Annotated in this window: 16 protein-coding genes and 1 pseudogene; 5 read left to right on the forward strand and 12 right to left on the reverse strand. The window is 71.7% G+C overall.

Annotated features, from left to right (window positions below):
* Positions 1–114 precede the first annotated feature (114 nt).
* The 7 genes and pseudogenes from IQ210_RS33290 to IQ210_RS33320 all read right to left on the reverse strand — a co-directional run bounded on the left by IQ210_RS33290 (position 115) and on the right by IQ210_RS33320 (position 6,869).
* Complete coding sequence (locus IQ210_RS33290) at positions 115–768, reverse strand: LuxR C-terminal-related transcriptional regulator (protein ID WP_194082898.1); 654 nt, start codon at positions 766–768, stop codon at positions 115–117.
* A complete protein-coding gene (locus IQ210_RS33295; protein WP_194082899.1) occupies positions 753–2,030 on the reverse strand; it encodes a sensor histidine kinase in 1,278 nt (425 codons plus the stop codon). Before IQ210_RS33295 ends, IQ210_RS33290 begins: the two co-directional genes overlap by 16 nt.
* 52 nt (positions 2,031–2,082) lie before the next feature.
* On the reverse strand, positions 2,083–3,105 hold the full coding sequence (locus IQ210_RS33300) for an SDR family oxidoreductase (protein WP_194082900.1): 1,023 nt from the start codon (positions 3,103–3,105) through the stop codon (positions 2,083–2,085).
* Between the two features lie 72 nt (positions 3,106–3,177).
* Positions 3,178–3,747, reverse strand: coding sequence for a winged helix-turn-helix domain-containing protein (locus IQ210_RS33305; protein WP_194082901.1), 570 nt, complete (start codon positions 3,745–3,747; stop codon positions 3,178–3,180).
* A gap of 314 nt (positions 3,748–4,061) precedes the next feature.
* Positions 4,062–5,026, reverse strand: a pseudogene (locus IQ210_RS33310) (DUF6891 domain-containing protein).
* 89 nt (positions 5,027–5,115) lie between these two features.
* Complete coding sequence (gene glnII, locus IQ210_RS33315) at positions 5,116–6,144, reverse strand: glutamine synthetase (protein ID WP_194082902.1); 1,029 nt, start codon at positions 6,142–6,144, stop codon at positions 5,116–5,118.
* A gap of 266 nt (positions 6,145–6,410) precedes the next feature.
* The gene (locus IQ210_RS33320) at positions 6,411–6,869 is read right to left on the reverse strand and encodes a MarR family winged helix-turn-helix transcriptional regulator (protein WP_194082903.1); all 459 of its coding nucleotides are present in this window, start codon (positions 6,867–6,869) and stop codon (positions 6,411–6,413) included.
* A gap of 66 nt (positions 6,870–6,935) precedes the next feature.
* On the opposite strand from IQ210_RS33320, the gene IQ210_RS33325 reads away from it, so the two are divergent.
* Positions 6,936–7,796: an alpha/beta fold hydrolase gene (locus IQ210_RS33325; RefSeq protein ID WP_194082904.1), complete on the forward strand. Its 861-nt coding sequence runs from the start codon at positions 6,936–6,938 to the stop codon at positions 7,794–7,796.
* Positions 7,797–7,799: 3 nt separating this feature from the next.
* Here the strand turns inward: IQ210_RS33325 and IQ210_RS33330 are convergent, their stop codons facing one another.
* The 3 genes from IQ210_RS33330 to IQ210_RS33340 form a co-directional block, all read right to left on the reverse strand.
* Entirely contained in the window at positions 7,800–8,453 is a 654-nt protein-coding gene (locus IQ210_RS33330; protein WP_194082905.1) for an RlpA-like double-psi beta-barrel domain-containing protein, read from the reverse strand.
* A 120-nt stretch (positions 8,454–8,573) separates the two neighbouring features.
* The gene (locus tag IQ210_RS33335; RefSeq protein ID WP_194082906.1) at positions 8,574–9,365 is read right to left on the reverse strand and encodes a hypothetical protein; all 792 of its coding nucleotides are present in this window, start codon (positions 9,363–9,365) and stop codon (positions 8,574–8,576) included.
* Between the two features lie 58 nt (positions 9,366–9,423).
* Complete coding sequence (locus IQ210_RS33340; protein WP_194082907.1) at positions 9,424–9,783, reverse strand: arsenate reductase family protein; 360 nt, start codon at positions 9,781–9,783, stop codon at positions 9,424–9,426.
* Positions 9,784–9,933: 150 nt separating this feature from the next.
* On the opposite strand from IQ210_RS33340, the gene IQ210_RS33345 reads away from it, so the two are divergent.
* From IQ210_RS33345 to IQ210_RS33355, 3 genes are all read left to right on the forward strand, one after another.
* Positions 9,934–10,242 carry a hypothetical protein gene (locus tag IQ210_RS33345; protein ID WP_126271494.1) on the forward strand — a complete coding sequence of 103 codons (309 nt, stop codon included), beginning with the start codon at positions 9,934–9,936 and terminating at the stop codon, positions 10,240–10,242.
* Positions 10,243–10,440: 198 nt separating this feature from the next.
* Positions 10,441–11,826, forward strand: a complete 1,386-nt coding sequence (locus IQ210_RS33350; RefSeq protein WP_194082908.1) for a DUF2252 domain-containing protein — start codon at positions 10,441–10,443, stop codon at positions 11,824–11,826.
* A gap of 72 nt (positions 11,827–11,898) precedes the next feature.
* A complete protein-coding gene (locus IQ210_RS33355; RefSeq protein ID WP_194082909.1) occupies positions 11,899–12,762 on the forward strand; it encodes a GAF and ANTAR domain-containing protein in 864 nt (287 codons plus the stop codon).
* A gap of 83 nt (positions 12,763–12,845) precedes the next feature.
* On the opposite strand, the gene IQ210_RS33360 is transcribed toward IQ210_RS33355, so the two are convergent.
* Both IQ210_RS33360 and IQ210_RS33365 read right to left on the reverse strand, forming a co-directional pair.
* On the reverse strand, positions 12,846–14,447 hold the full coding sequence (locus IQ210_RS33360; RefSeq protein WP_194082910.1) for an alpha/beta fold hydrolase: 1,602 nt from the start codon (positions 14,445–14,447) through the stop codon (positions 12,846–12,848).
* Positions 14,448–14,475: 28 nt separating this feature from the next.
* Positions 14,476–14,976, reverse strand: coding sequence for a DUF1269 domain-containing protein (locus IQ210_RS33365; RefSeq protein ID WP_194082911.1), 501 nt, complete (start codon positions 14,974–14,976; stop codon positions 14,476–14,478).
* Between the two features lie 210 nt (positions 14,977–15,186).
* On the opposite strand from IQ210_RS33365, the gene IQ210_RS33370 reads away from it, so the two are divergent.
* Positions 15,187–15,471 carry a hypothetical protein gene (locus IQ210_RS33370; RefSeq protein WP_194082912.1) on the forward strand — a complete coding sequence of 95 codons (285 nt, stop codon included), beginning with the start codon at positions 15,187–15,189 and terminating at the stop codon, positions 15,469–15,471.
* Positions 15,472–15,498 lie beyond the last annotated feature (27 nt).

A 15,498-nucleotide genomic window follows, 5' to 3' on the forward strand; every position in this document is an offset into this window, starting at 1 on the left:
ACGGACGCGGTCCCACGGGTGTTCACGCGTCTCTCATAAAAATCAGAGGATTACTCGGCAGTCGCGCCCCAACAGCCGCTTGAGCAGCGGAAGTTACGGAAAATCAGCGGCCGCTCACCGGCCCTGGTCCAGATAGGCGAGGACCGCCAGAACGCGACGATTGTCGTCGTCCGACACCTCGAGGTCCAGTTTGGCGAAGATGTTGGAGGTGTGCTTGGCAATGGCCCGTTCTGTGACGACGAGCTGTCCCGCGATCGCCGCGTTGGACCGGCCCTGCGCCATCAGGTCCAGCACCTCCAGCTCCCGCGGGGTCAGCCGGCCCAGCGGCTGGTCGGCGGCCGCCCGCCGGGTCAGCAGCTGCTGGATCACCTGCGGGTCCATCGCGGTGCCGCCCGCCGCCACCCGGTGCACGGCGTCCACGAACTGCGCCGCGTCGAACACCCGGTCCTTCAGCAGATAGCCGACCCCGCCCGTGCCGTCGGCGAGCAGCTCCCGCGCGTACAGCTGCTCCACGTGCTGCGAGAGCACCAGCACGGGCAGCCCGGGTCTGGCCCGCCGGGCCGCCAGCGCGCACTGCAACCCCTCGTCGGTGTGCGTGGGCGGCAGCCGTACGTCGACCACGGCGACGTCCGGCTCCAGCTCGGCCAGCGCGCGGGCGAGCTCGGGGCCGGACTCCACGGCGGCGGCGATCTCGAAGTCATGGGCTTCCAGCAGCCGGACAAGACCGTCCCGCAGAAGGAACAGGTCTTCGGCTAGGACAACGCGCAAGGGATCTCCATGGTGACCATGGTGGGACCGCCCGCGGGGCTGCTGACGGCCAGGACGCCGTCGAATGTACCGAGCCGCCGCTCGACCCCGGCAAGGCCCGACCCGGCCCCGATCACCGCGCCGCCCTTGCCGTCGTCGGTGACGCTGATCCGCAGCGTGCCGTCCTTGTGGTGCAGGTCGATCCAGAGCCGCTCGGCGTCCGCGTGCTTCACGGCGTTGGTGAGCACCTCGCTCACCGCGAAGTACGCCGCCGACTCCACCGGCGCGTCCGCCCGCCCGGGCAGCTCCACCGTCACCTCGGCCGGCAGCGGCAGCCGCAGCGCCAACGCCCTCACGGCGTCGCCCAGTCCGCGCTCGGCGAGCACCGGCGGATGGATGCCGCGCACCAGGTCGCGCAGCTCGGCGAGGGCGTCCACGGAGGACTTGCGGGCCTGCGCGAGCAGCTCCTTCGCTTTCTGCGGGTCCTTGTCGAGGAGCAGCTCGATGGTGCCGAGGTCCATGCCCATGGCGACCAGCCTGGCCTGTGCCCCGTCGTGCAGGTCCCGCTCGATGCGCCGCAGTTCGGCGGCGGAGGTGTCCACGGCGTCCTGCCGGGTCTCCGTCAACACCCGCACCCGCTCGGCGAGTTCACCCTGACTGGGAGCGAGGAGAGCGCGCGTCAGGCGGAAGTGGGCGCGCAGCACGGGCGCGGGGAGCAGCCGGAACAGCAGCAGGAAGACCAGCCCCAGCGCACCGGCGCCGAACGCGGAGGCCTGCCCGGTGACCGGCACGAAGGCGTACCAGTACCCGTCCGGGAAGGCCCGCCACAGCCCGGCGGCCAGCGCGAGCCCCTCCACCGGGTAGATCAGCAGCACGGCCGGCAGCAGCGCGGTCAGGAACCCCGCCGTCATGTCGACCGGCAGCCAGCGCAGGTCCCGCCAGGTCGCCGGGTCGGCCAGCATGCCGAAGGTGCGCCCCCAGGGGTTGGCGTTCGCCGGGAGCGGCCGGTACGCCGACGGGATGCGCACCTCGCCCCACTCGGCGGCGACCACTCGGCGCCAGTCCGCGAACGCCCGTACCCCGGTCAGCACCCACGGGGTGGTGACGATCCCGACGCCGATCGGGATGAGCGCGATCGACACCAGCGACAGCACGAAGCACAGAATGGCACCCGGCAGCGCGACCAGCGCCAGCCCGAGCCCCCGTACCGCCGCCAGACCCGAGGTCCGTGCCCAAGTAAGCCCATCGCCGCGGGCGCCGCTGTGCTGTGTCTCGATGCTCATGGCAGCAGTCTCGCCGAGGGCCTGGGCCGGGTCACGGGGCTTGGCCACCCGGTCAGGGGGTGGTGTCAGGTACACCCCCCGCGAGGCCCAGGACTTTCGCCTCCAGCGCCGGGTCGAGTCCCACCGCGGGCCGGTCCGGCCGCTGCGGCGCGGTGCCGCCGATCTCCCGCAGCCAGCTCCAGGTGTCGACGACGGTCTCGGTGACGGGACGGCAACTCAGCCCCGTGTCCAGCGCCTTGGTGACGTCACCGGAGTGCAGGGCCGCGTGCAGGTCGCTGCCCGGCGGCACCCACACCGGCAGCTGCGTCCAGGGCTCGATGCCGGCGCCGAGGACGATTTCCGGGTCGGTCCAGCGCAGCTCGGCGTCGGCGCCGGTCACTTTCGCGCAGGCCTCCAGGAGACCGCCCATGGTGGCGTGGCCGCTCGGCGAGACCAGGTTGTACGGCCCGCTCAACTCCCGCTCCACAGCGCCCACCACCCAGTCGGCGAGGTCGCGGACGTCGATGTACTGGAGGGGAAGATCCCGCGGCCCTGGAGCGAGCACGGGCCCGCCCCGCGCGATCCGGTTCAGCCACCAGGGCAGCCGCCCGATGTTCTCGTACGGCCCGAGGATCAGTCCCGCCCGGACGAGCAGCGAGCGGTCCGCGCCGAAGGCCTCGGTCGCGGCCAGCTCGCCGCCCCGCTTGTCACGGGCGTAGTCGCTCTGTTCGGCGTCGGCCGAGGCGCCCTCCACCAGGGGAGCGTCCTCGGTGAGCCCGGTGGCCGGTGCCCAGGCGTACACCGAGCGGCTCGACACGTACACATACCGCTGGGCGCGGCCCCGCAGCAGCCGCGCCGCGTCCCGTACCGCCCGGGGCGCCGCCGACCAGGTGTCGACGACGGCGTCCCAGGTGTCCGTGCCGTCGAGGGCGGCGAGCCCGTCGGGCGCGGTGCGGTCGCCGTGCAGCGACCGCACCCCGGCCACGGGTGCGTGCCGTCCCCGGTGGAAGACGGTCACGTCCCAGCCGCGCCCGAGCGCCGCCTCGACGACGGCCCGCCCCACGAACTCCGTACCGCCCAGCACCAGAAGTCTCATGGGGGAGACTCTGCCTGGTGGGGCGGCCGTCCGGAACGGGCCTCTGCCGTCAGCAGACAGCTTTCCGTGAGGTCAGCGGCCGGTCGGCGGCGCGTACTTGTAGCCCACCCGGCGGATCGTCTGGATCGCCTGCCGGTGCTGGGCGCCCAGCTTGCGGCGGAGCCGGGCGATGTGGACGTCGACGGTGCGGCCGTCGCCCACGTGGCCGTAGCCCCACACCGTCGTGACCAGCTGGTCGCGGGTGTGCACCCGGTGCGGGTTGGCGACGAGGTGGGCGAGGAGCTCGAACTCCAGGTACGTGAGGTCGAGTTCGACGCCGTTCACCTCGGCGGTGCGCTGCACGGTGTCGATGCGGACGAGCGGGTCGCCGGCACCGCCGACGCCTGCGGCGTCCGGCTCGGTCGGCAGCAGCGGCGGCTGCTGGTCGGCCGGGACCAGCACCAGGTAGCCGATCATCGGCGGCTGGCCCGGCAGCGTGGGCAGCGCGTGCTGCGGGGCGGGCAGCCAGGTGGCACCCGGCGGCAGGAAGTCGGCCACGTCCAGTACGTCGTCGGGGCCGACGGCCCGGAGCCGGTGCCGGGGGCCGTGCTCGGCCGGGGCGGTGCCGAAGGGGGCGGGGGACAGGGAACGAGTGGTCGCCATGAGGGTCAGCTCTTTCGCGCGAGAAGGTCGTCCCGGGGACGGGTCGTCCCAAGACGTGGATCGACTGCGCGCTGGCCGAAGGCCGGACGGGGTGTGTACGGCTTTAGAGGGCCCGCGCGTTCATCGCGCGGCAACACACCCGGTCGAAGTCGTGGTGCTGACGGGAAGGCCAGAACGGCTCGAGGTCATGGCGACCTGTCGCGGTGGGGTTCTGGAAGCTGGCCATGCCCACATTGAAGCAGACACAGCCCCGCAACAGGACCCTCCTCTCACAGCTTGGACGCTTCCTTGACGGGAAACCGACGTTGCGTACGTCACCCCACCAGGCGTTTGCGCCAGTTCAGGGGCGTGACGGTGATGGCCTTGGACGGATCGCCGTCCCACTGGGTGGACAGTCCCACGGAGTCGAGGGCGGCGACGATCTCACGGCCGACCGCGGCCTTGCCCTGCGGGGTGTTGTCGAAGTCGCCGTAGTAGACGGACAGTCCGTGTCCTTCGGCCGCGCTGCGGGTGCACTGGTGGTGGAAGAAGACGAAGCCCCGCGCGCCCCCTTCCCGGTCGGCCATCTCGGCGCCGATCTCGCCCATTCCGCAGGTGCGGCAGCAGGTGAAGTTCTCGCGGGCCACGATGCCGGCCCGCTCCAGGGCCGCGAACGCCCGCTCCAGCCGGTCCGGGTCGGTCGGCTCGGTCCAGGACTCCTGCTCCTCGACCCTCCCCCAGTTCTCGGCTTCGCTCGAACCGGGGGGACCCCCATCAGCCACAGCCGCTCCACGATCGGCCGGGCCTGCGCGGCGGACAACCGGTCCTCCAGGAGATAGGCGGTCTCGCGGATGATCTCCTCGATGCCGAGGTAGCCGTCGGCGAGCATCTCGCGCACCTGCTCCTCGGCCTCGGCGGCGACCTCCGGGTCCGGCGTGGGCACCTCCTGGGGCGCCCCGAGTTCGTCGCGCTGCCAGACGATCCCCGTGTCCCAGCCGTCCTCCTGCCGGGCCCAGCGCGCCATGACGTCCGCTACCAGGTCCGGGTCCGTGACCTCGGTGACCCACATGTACGGGACGGGGCCGGTGCGGTGCTGGAACTCGTAGACGCCACCCGGCTCGTGGGCGACCTGGATGAAGACCGCCGGCCGGTCCGGTATCCGCTGCACGATCAGGAAGTGGTCGCCGGTACCCCCGATGCGGTGCACCAGCTCCCGCAGGCGCGCCGCCGAAATCCGGGTGTGCGTCTGGCAGTTCTCGGTCTCCACCTTGATGGCGAGCAGGCCCTCGTCGATCTCCATGCCCCCACCATGGCAGACCCCACTGACAACGCGCCGAGGGGCGCCCACCGCGAAGGTGGACGCCCCTCAGGAAGCTACAAGCGTGCTGCTCAGACCTGGCCGGCCTTCTCCAGCGCGGAGCAGCAGGTGTCGACGATCAGGCGCGTCACGACGTACGGGTCGACGTTGGCGTTCGGACGGCGGTCCTCGATGTAGCCCTTGCCGTCCTTCTCGACCTGCCACGGGATGCGGACCGAGGCGCCACGGTTGGAGACACCGTAGGAGTACTCGTTCCACGGGGCGGTCTCGTGCAGACCGGTCAGGCGGTCGTCGATGCCGGCGCCGTAGTTCTTGACGTGGTCCAGCGGCTTGGAGCCCTCACCGAGCGACTCGCACGCGGTGATGATCGCGTCGTAGCCCTCGCGCATCGCCTTGGTGGAGAAGTTGGTGTGCGCGCCGGCGCCGTTCCAGTCGCCCTTGACCGGCTTGGGGTCGAGGGTCGCGGAGATGCCGAAGTCCTCGGCGGTGCGGTAGAGCAGCCAGCGGGCCACCCACATGTGGTCCGAGACCTCGAGCGGGGACAGCGGGCCGACCTGGAACTCCCACTGGCCGGGCATGACCTCGGCGTTGATGCCGGAGATGCCGAGACCGGCCTTCAGGCAGTTCTCCAGGTGCGCCTCGACGACGTCACGGCCGAAGATCTCGTCGGCGCCGACACCGCAGTAGTAGCCGCCCTGGGGGGCCGGGAAGCCGCCCTTGGGGAAGCCGAGCGGGTAGCCGTCCTTGAAGAAGGTGTACTCCTGCTCGATGCCGAAGATCGGCTCCTGGGCGGCGAACTTCTCGGCGACCTCGGCCAGCGCGGCACGGGTGTTGGAGGAGTGCGGCGTGAAGTCGATGTCGAGGACCTCACACAGGACCAGGATGTCGTCGCCGCCGCGGATCGGGTCCGGGCAGGAGAAGACCGGCTTGAGCACGCGGTCCGAGGAGTGCCCCTCGGCCTGGTTGGTGGAGGACCCGTCGAAGCCCCAGATCGGCAGCTCCGCGCCCTTGGCGTCGTCCGCCAGGATCTTCGTCTTGGAACGGAGCTTGGCCGTCGGCTCGGTGCCGTCGATCCAGATGTACTCAGCCTTGAAGGTCACGGGCCACATCCTTCGGGGGTGGGTCTCTAGGCGCACTTGCGGGTGCTGCGGGGTGCTGCGGCGCTGCGGCACTGAAACGCCGCGCTTGATGTGCGCGAGCCTGTCAACAGGCGATTTCCCGGTCATTGCTCGAATGTGAACCCCGTGTTACCTGGTCGTTCTGTGGCGCGTCTCACGCTGTGAGGGCGGGGCGGTGAGAGGAGAGCGGCACGGAAAGCCGACAGGCGGACCGCCCGGGCCGGCTCGTATGCGATGGGGTTGGCGGCTCAGTCCTGCCCCGCCGCCGCGTCCCGCACCCCGTGCAGAAACCCCCGGATCGCCGCCTTCTCCCGCTCGTCGTACCCCTCCAGCAGTCCCACGGTCCGGTCGATCAGCGGCCCGAAGAAGGCCTGTCCGAGCTCGACGGCCTCCTCGCTCACCTCGATCACGACCTTGCGCCGGTCCCGCTCCCCGCGCACCCGTCGGACGTGCCCGGCCCGCTCCAGCCGGTCGACCAGCGCGGTCGTGCCCGCCGAGTTCAGGCCGAGCGCGGCCCCGAGCCGTCCGGCCGTCATCTCCTCACGCGCGCGTGCGGCGTCCATGAGGGCGATCAGGGCCCGCACGTCCGTCGGGTGCATGGCGTGGCGCTGCGCGAACCGGGCGCTGTGCAGACCGAGCTCGACGGTGACCGCGCGCAGCAGATGGACGATCTCCATCTCGGAACCCTGGGGTGTCGTGCCGCTCATGCCGCTCCTCGGCTATTGTCTCGCTCGTCGAACATCTCGCTCAACGAGATAATAGGGGAGGGCTCGATGAGCACGTACGACGACGACGCTTTCCAGGCGGCCTACGACAAGGTCATGGCCAAGTGGCCCGCGGAGCGCGAGGCGGTCCGGGTCCCCACGCCCTTCGGTACGACCCACGTCACCGTGTGCGGACCGGCCGGCGCGCCCCCGCTCGTCCTGCTGCCCGGCGGGGGCGCGACCTCCGCGTCCTGGTACGCCCAGGCCGCCGACCTGGCCCGCACCCACCGCGTCCACGCCGTCGACCTGATCGGCGACGCGGGCCGCAGCGTCCCGGCCGCCGACCGTCACCCCCGTACGGTCGCCGACCTGGCGGCATGGCTGGACGCGGTCCTCGACGGCCTCGACATCGAGGAGACGGACCTGGGCGGGCACTCGTACGGTGCCTTCGTCGCCCTGCACCACGCCCTGAACGCGCGCGTGCGGGGACGCGTACGCAGCCTGTTCCTGCTGGACCCCACCCAGTGCTTCGCCGGATACCGCCCGGCGTATCTGCTGCACGCCCTGCCGATGCTGCTGCGGCCCGCGCCCCACCGCGTCCGGGCCTTCCTGAAGTGGGAGACCGGGGGAGTGCCGCTCGACCCCGACTGGCTCCGCCTCCAGGAGACGGCCGCCGGCTTCCCCTCCGTGACGAAGCCGGTGACCGGCCCGCGCCCGTCGGCCGACGCCCTGCGCGGGCTTGACGTGCCGGTCCTGCTGCTCGTGGCCGCGAACAGCAGGACACATGACACGTACAAGGTGACGGCGAGGGCGGGTGAACTGATGCCGCGCGTCGAGACGGTGGTGGTCCCCGGTGTCTCCCATCACGCGCTGCCGCAGTCGGCACCCGCCGAACTGGGCCGCCGCCTCACGGAGTTCCTACGTCGTTGAACCTCACCCCACCTTCTCGATCACGGCTCGCCGGATCAGGAACTTGCCCGGTTCCCGGACCTGCTCGAAGGCGGCGTTGTTCAACAGGACACAGCTGCCCGAGACCGAAGTGACCTCCACCGTCGTGGACTTGTTGTTGTCCAGGTTGGTGACCTTCAGCTTCGTCCCCGCCGGGAACTGGTTGCTGGACGCGGCGGGCGCCCCGCCCTCACCGGAGAGGGTGACGGTGGAGCCGTTGCAGACCTGCTGCCCCGAGGCGGCGGCCGGCGCGCTCGCGGCGGCACTGGGCGCTGCGCTCGGTGCGGCCGGAGTCGCCGGTTGCGCCGCCTGGGAGCCCTGAGCCGACTCCCCAACGGCGCACCCGGACGCCTTCTGCTGCACCTTGATCTGCTCGATGACCGCTTCACGGTTGGCGATCCGGGCCGCCGACTGCGCGTCCGGAGCGGCGCGTTGGCCGTCGATGAACTTCTGGTTGTTGCCGAGGGCGGTGGCGAGCCCCTGGCAGACGCCCGAGTCGGCCGCCTTCGTCTGCGGTTGCTGTGCCTGGGAGGCGTTCGACGTGCTCGCCATGACGAAGGCCCCACCGCCCGCCACCGACGCCGCGCCCACGAACAGCGCGATCTTCTTGCCCGTACTGAGGGTTCTCCTGCGCGACATGCGCGCCTCCTGAAGAGGTAGGGGAGCGTACGCCGCTATGTACGAGATACCGAACGAGGTTACTCAGCGGTTACAGGAGTCACTGAAGTAACGTACGTCACAGCGGACTTCGCTTGCGCCTCACACCGAGTCCGGGTCCTCGTAGGCGACGACGTTGTCGTCGACGTACTGGAGAAGGTCCTCCGTCTGCTCGGTGATCGCGGCCTCGTCCTGTTCCGAGCCGTCCCCCCACTGCCCGTTGGCGAACACCACGGACCGCACGGTCATCAGCCGCCGGAACACCCCCGCCGACCCGGGCGGCACCGTCGGCAGCCCGGCCTCGGGCGGCGGATCGAGCGACACGACCTGATAGGTCACCGGGTCCATCGACGCCATCGCGAACACCGACGAGGCGTCCTCGACGCGCCGGAAGCTCAGCACGGTCACCGTCACCTGCGAGCGCCGGTCGGCGTCCGTGAACAGCGCGGCGGTCAGCCGCTCGCACCCCTGGCCCTGGGCGATCAGCGCGGCCAGCTCCGGCGCCATGCCCTCGGCGCAGTCGGAGGTGGTGGCCAGGTCGACACGCTCGTAGCGGGAACCGTCGGCCAGCCGCACGCTCTTCGCCGGGAAGGCCTGCTCCGGGCGGATGACCGGCCGGGAGAGCAACGAGGGCAGGGAGGAGGGCGCGTCGGAGGGGAGCGTGACGGAGACGGAGGGGACCGCCGGGGAAGAGGCCGCGGCGGCTACGCCCCGGTCGTCCCCGTCCGTGTACAGCACGGCCCCCGCGGTGATCGCCGCGACGAGCAGGACACCCGTCCCCGCGGCCACCACCCGCCGGGTGCGCCGACGTCTGCGTATCCGCTCCTGCTCCGCCACCCACTGGGCGTACGGGTCCACGGCTCCGTACGGCATTCCTTGATCACCGAAGGTCATGGCGGCGGAGGGTAACAGCGTGCGGCCCCTGAACTCCCGCCGCCCGACATCCAGTTGCTTAACGGGACAGAGCGTCCCGGACGGCCTCCTCGCTGCGGCCGACCACCGCCGTGCCGTCGTCCGCCGTGATGATCGGCCGCTGGATCAGCTTGGGGTGCTCGGCGAGCGCCTTGACCCACTGCTCCCGCGAAGTCTCGTCCCGCGCCCAGTCCTTGAGCCCGAGCTCCTTGGCGTCGGCCTCCTGGGTGCGGGTGATGTCCCACGGTTCGAGGCCGAGCCGGTCGAGCACGGCCCTGATCTCGTCCTCGCTCGGCACGTCCTCCAGATAGCGGCGGACGGTGTAGTCGGCCCCCTCGGCATCAAGCAGGCTGATGGCGCTGCGGCACTTGGAACAGGCCGGGTTGATCCAGATCTCCATGGGGTCAAAGGTACCCCTGAGGTCCTCTCAAAGCGCCTGTGGCCAGGGCATTTTGTCAGTGCCTGGCGGTACACTAGAAGACATGTTCGAGGGTGTTGGGGGGCTGCCGAACCCCCGTTCCGACACCCTCACCGCGACAGGAGGATGCCTGTGCCCGCTGCCGCTCTGAAGCCGTTGCCCACCCAGTCGACCGTCCAGCACCCGGTGTTGCTCGACCTGCCGTACGCCCCCGTGGAGAAGCGCCCGCTGCCGCCGGGCCGGCCCCGCGAGTGGTACATCACGCACAACCGCCGCCTGAAGGCGATGCGGCTCGCCATCGCCCTGCTCGACTCGGGCGTGTACCTGCCGAACCAGGCGCGCAACGAGAAGATACGGAGCACAGCGGAGACGATCGGCGTGCACCCGCCGTCGGACACGACGTGCCACATGGTGCGGGCGCTGATGCGATACGCGCGGTGAGCCGTGGGGTGCCGGGTGCCGTGTTCTGCGCGGTCCCCGGCACCCGTCGCTCATGTCCCGCCCTCGCCCCCGTCACCCGATCGCCGTACTCCACATGCGCCCGCCCCCGTCCCACGCTTCCCTGCGATCAGGAGGTGTCCGACACCAGGGGTCAGCCGGCACGGCGAAATCGGGAGGCGCGATGCAGAGGCACGGCGGATGAGCGCCCCCGGAAACCCCGGTGCCCCCGGCCTCGCCGGAAACTCCGGCAGCCCGAGCGACCGCGCCGCCCAAGGACGAGCCGCCCGCAAACGCGTCCCCCGCTCAGCCCACGCCGGCTGGGTCCCCTCCCTCGACCGCCCCGACCCCGTCGCCGTCCTGGAACGCCAGGGCCGTGACCGCCTGCCGGAGCTGCTGCCGATCAGATACGGCAGGATGTCGGCCTCCCCGTTCGCCTTCCTGCGCGGCGCCGCCGCCGTGATGGCCACCGACCTCGCCGCCCGGCCCCACACCGGCCTCACCGTGCAGCTCTGCGGCGACGCCCACCTCCTCAACTTCGGCCTCTACGCCTCCCCGGAACGCGCACTCCTCTTCGACCTCAACGACTTCGACGAGACGTTCCCCGGCCCCTTCGAGTGGGACGTCAAACGCCTCGCCGCGAGCGTCGTCGTGGCCGCCCGCGAGAACGGCCACAGCGAGACGAAGGCGCACCGCGCGGCCGTGGAGGCGACCGCCGCGTACCGCACGTCGATGCGCCGGCTCTCCCGGCTCGGCGAACTGGCCGTCTGGTACGAGCGTCTGGACGCCGACACCCTGCTCCCCCTGGTCCGCTCCACCCGCCATCGCCGCCGCGCCCAGTCGACCCTCACCCGGGCCCGCCGCCGCACCAGCCTCCAGGCGCTCGGCAAGCTGACCGAGGTCGTCGACGGGCGCCGCCGGATCATCCAGGACCCGCCGCTCCTCGAACCCGCCGGCGTCCCCGACATGGCCGCCCTGCGCAAGATCTTCAGCGACTACCGCTCCACCCTCTCCGAGGAACGCCGCCTCCTCCTGGACCGCTACCGCTTCGTCGACGCCGCCCGCAAGGTCGTCGGCGTCGGCAGCGTCGGCACCCGCTGCTTCATCGTGCTGCTGGCCGGCCGGGACGCGGACGACCCGCTGTTCCTGCAGATCAAGGAGGCGCGGAAGTCCGTACTGGAGGAGCACCTGCCGAGCGGGCCGTACGTCCACCCCGGGCACCGGGTCGTCGCCGGCCAGCGACTGCTCCAGGCCGCCAGTGACATCTTCCTGGGCTGGATGAGCGGACCGCAGGGACGCGCCTACTACTGGCGGCAGCTGCGCGACATGAAGGGCTCGGCGGAGGTCGCCGGGATGAGCCCCGCGGAACTCACCACGTACGCCCGCTTGTGCGGCACCGCCCTGGCCCGCGCCCACGCCCGTTCCGGCGACCGCATCGCCATCGCCGCCTACCTGGGCGGCGGCGACACCTTCGACCACGCGATCGCCGAGTTCGCCCGCTCCTACGCCGGCCAGACCACCACCGACCACACCACCCTGGGCGCCGCGATCGCCGCGGGCGTGGTGACGGCGGCACCGGAGGTGTGACCCGCTCGGACGTGGCGGGGCAGAGGCCGAACGGCCGCCTCCGCCTGCGGCGTCCAGGCGTACGATTCCGCTATGCCCACCGGAGGAGGGGCCGGGGAGCTGCTGGCTTCCGCGGAGCGCAGAGCGGCTGTGGCGCGCGCCCGCTCGGCGCACGAGACCAGCTGTGCCGAACGGCACACGGCCCTCGCCGACAAGGCGCCCACCGAGACCCTCCGAGACGTCCACGCGCGGGTCGCGGCACTCCACCGGGCAACCGCGGCCTGCCATCTCACCGCGGCCCGGCTGCAAGACGACTACGTGGCCCGGCTGACCACCTGGACACACCAACGGGACACCCCGCAGCCGCTGTTCATGGCCGGCGTCGCGGCGGCCTGCGGCACCGGCAGCGTGGCCCTCACCCTGGTCGGCGCCACCCCGGACCAGCTGGCCCTGGCCGCCTCCGACGAACCGGCGCGCGCCGCCCTGGAGTTGGAGTTCCTGATCGGCGAGGGACCGGCCCGGGACGCCATCCGGCGGGCCCGCCCGGTCTCGGCGTCCGGCGCGGTGATGACGGCCCGGTGGCCCCGCTACGGGCCCGCTCTCGCCGAGCTCGGCATGGCCGAGGTCGCCGCGGTGCCGTTGAGCCTGTCAGGCGCCTGCGTGGGCGCCCTCGCCGTCTTCGACCCCGCACCGGGCGTCATCGGCTCCGCCTTCCTCGCCGAGATCGCCGAGGCGCTCACCCGCTCCATGATCCTGAGCCCGGACGGCGAACCCGGCCTCTACGGCGGCCTGGACGTGCGGGCCACGGTGCACCAGGCGGCCGGGATGCTCGCCGTACAGCTCGACCGCCCGGTGGAGGACGCGCTGGAACTGATCAGGGCGCACGCGCTCACGGAGGGTGCCTCCGCGCAGTCCGTGGCGGCGCGGATACTCCGGGGGGAGTTACGCCTGGGTTGACCGGCTCGGCACCGGCTCGGCGCTGCCCTGACCACCGGCGCCGGGTTGGCAGCTGGGACAGCCGCGTGACCGGGCTCCGTCCCTCAGGCGTACCGCTCCAACAACCCGCCCACATAAGCCTCCAGCCGCCCGCCCAGCACCTCCGGCGTCAGATCGCTCCGCCCCAGCTCGCGCCACGGCCCGGCCAGCTTCGCCGCGTCGGGGGCGTAACCGAGGGCGTCGAGCAGCCGCCAGTACAAGTGGTCGGCCCCGTCGGCGAGTTGCCGCCCGCCGCGCGCCTCGTACCGTTTCCGGAACGCCAGCCCGTGTTCCGGCCCGTGCAGCAGCGCGAGCGCCGTCGAGCAGTGCGCCACGTCCAGGTCGGCCGGCCCCCACGAGGTCTCCACCCAGTCGACGACCCCGGTGATCCGCCCCTCGGCGAAGAGCACGTTCCCCGGGTGGAAGTCCCGGTGCAGGAAGACCCCTTCGTACGCCGGCGGCTCGCGCCGGATGACGTCTACGGCCCGCTCCCACATCGCGCCCTCCGGCACCCGCACCCGCTCGGGAGACGTCCACGCCTGATACGTCCGCGGTCGTTCTTCCGGTACGACGGCATGGATACGGGCGAGCTGCCCCGCCAGCAGGTCGAGGCGCCGTACGAGATCGTCCTCGTCCACCCGCACCCGGCCCGGCAGCCGGGTCATCAACAGGCTGGGATGATCGGCGAGTTCGGCGGTGGCGTCCACGGCGAGCAGCTCAGGGGCCGGGATGCCGTCCGCTCCGGCGAGCAGCGTGAGGATCGCCGCCTCGCGGGCGAGGAGCCCGGGGGCGTGGTGCCGGAAGAAGGGCTTCACGAAGGAGCGCAGTACCAGCTCCGTGCCGTCGTCGAGGGTGAGCCCGCGCATCTGTGAGCTCCAACCGCCCGACAGGAAACGGGTGGTGGCGACCGTACGGCCCTCGGGGAGCTGCTTGGCCAGCCAGGTGCGGGTCGCGGTCCAGCCGTCGACCAGCAGCGCGTCGGCGAACTCCCGCAGGTCGTCCGGGTGATCGTGGAACCAGACGCCCAACCGGTGCCCGGCGTCGGGGAATTCGAGGCGGGTGAACTGCGACCGTGCGGCCAGCGCGTCCTGCACGGCCTCGGTCACCGCCGCCGGGATCACCGGATCGTGACGCGGCACCGCCAGCACCGCCCGGCCCTCGTAGGCCCGCAGCCCGTCGAGCGCGGGTGCCTCGCGCCAGCTGTCCGGGGTGCGGATGATCTCGCTGAACCGCCCGTCGCCGTCCCCGAAAGGCACCTCCCACGCCTCGGCCGCGTACACCGCGGGCGAGCACAGGCCGATCGCCGACACGCGCCGCCCGTAGTGCCGTACGAGATCCGCGACCGTCTGCCCGCTCATGCTGAACCCGACCAGGATCAGTGGATCGCCTGCCGGGACGCGCGCGTCGATCACCGCGGCGGCCTGCTCGAACCGGCGGCGCAGGCTCAACTCCGCCAGCTCGCCGCTGCTTTCACCATGCCCGGAGAAGTCCAGGGCGAGCACCCCGCAGCCACGGCCGGCGAACTCCGCCAGCACCGGCGTCAGCCGCTCCTTGCTGCCGTTGCCGGCCCCGTGCAGCACGACGGCGGTGGCCCGACCCGGACCACCGCCGCACTGCACCCCGCTGAGCCGTTCGCCGTCATGACCGAAGGTGAAGGAGGAGAGCATGCCCTCATTCGATCACGGCGAACGGGCCTCAGGCGGTCGTCTTCTGCGCCGCCCTGATCGCCTCGCGCAGATGGTCCTCGTCGGCCTGGCTCAGCGAGGTCTGCACCAACTGGCCGCCGAACGGCATGAGTTGCGGGATCACCTTGTCCTGCGCGGCCTGCTTGACCAGGACGAACAGGGCCGCGGCACCCGGACGCAGATTCTGGCTGAGCTCCTTCATGAAGTTGTCGTTGATGCCGGTGTCGGTGATCGCGCCCCCGGCCGCGCCGGCCGCCGCGCCCACCGCCGCGCCGAGCAGCGGGGCGAGGAACAGCAGCCCGATCACGCCGCCCCACAGGGCGCCGCCGGCCGCGCCCACGGTGGTGTGGTTGACGGCCTGATGCAGCTTGATCTTGCCGTCGTCACGCCGCTCGACGACCACGATGTCCTCCAGCTCGACGAGATGCTGTTTGGACAGCTCGACGACCTTGTCGCGGACCTGATGGGCGGTGGCGAGGTCGTCGTAGGCGATGACGAAGAGATCACTCATCCCAGGCACCCCTTATGTAGGGAGTAGTTATGAAACTTCCGTTTCGCCCGACTCTAGGCCGCGGGAAAAGGAGATGCACGCCGAGTGACGGACTCCCTACGCTGGACACCCGTTGCGGAGCCGCCACCTCTGCTTTCCGCAGGGCGGGCGTCACTCTGCGCGTTCGGCACTACTCTGCTGCTCACCCACCCACGCACACGGAGGCCACTGATGGGCACCATCGTCATGGCCGGGACCGCAGTTCTGGTCGTCTTAGGATTCGGGAACCACATCTACTGGCTCGCCGCCGTCGCCGTGCTGTTCCTGTACATGCAGTACGGGCGCGGGACGTCCGCCACCTCGTCCAGGGGCGGCTCGTCGTCCGGCGGCGGGATGATGCCCAGCGACTACCGCGCATACCGCGACCGCCGGGACAAGCAGGCCAAGTGGGAGCGCCGCTACCGTCGCGAGCGTCCCTTCGAGTCCCGCCGCCAGGAGCGCGAGAAGAGCAAGTGAGACCCGTACGGGTAGCCCCTGGCCGGT

This window comes from Streptomyces justiciae, assembly GCF_015163075.1.
Lineage (GTDB): Bacteria > Actinomycetota > Actinomycetes > Streptomycetales > Streptomycetaceae > Streptomyces > Streptomyces justiciae.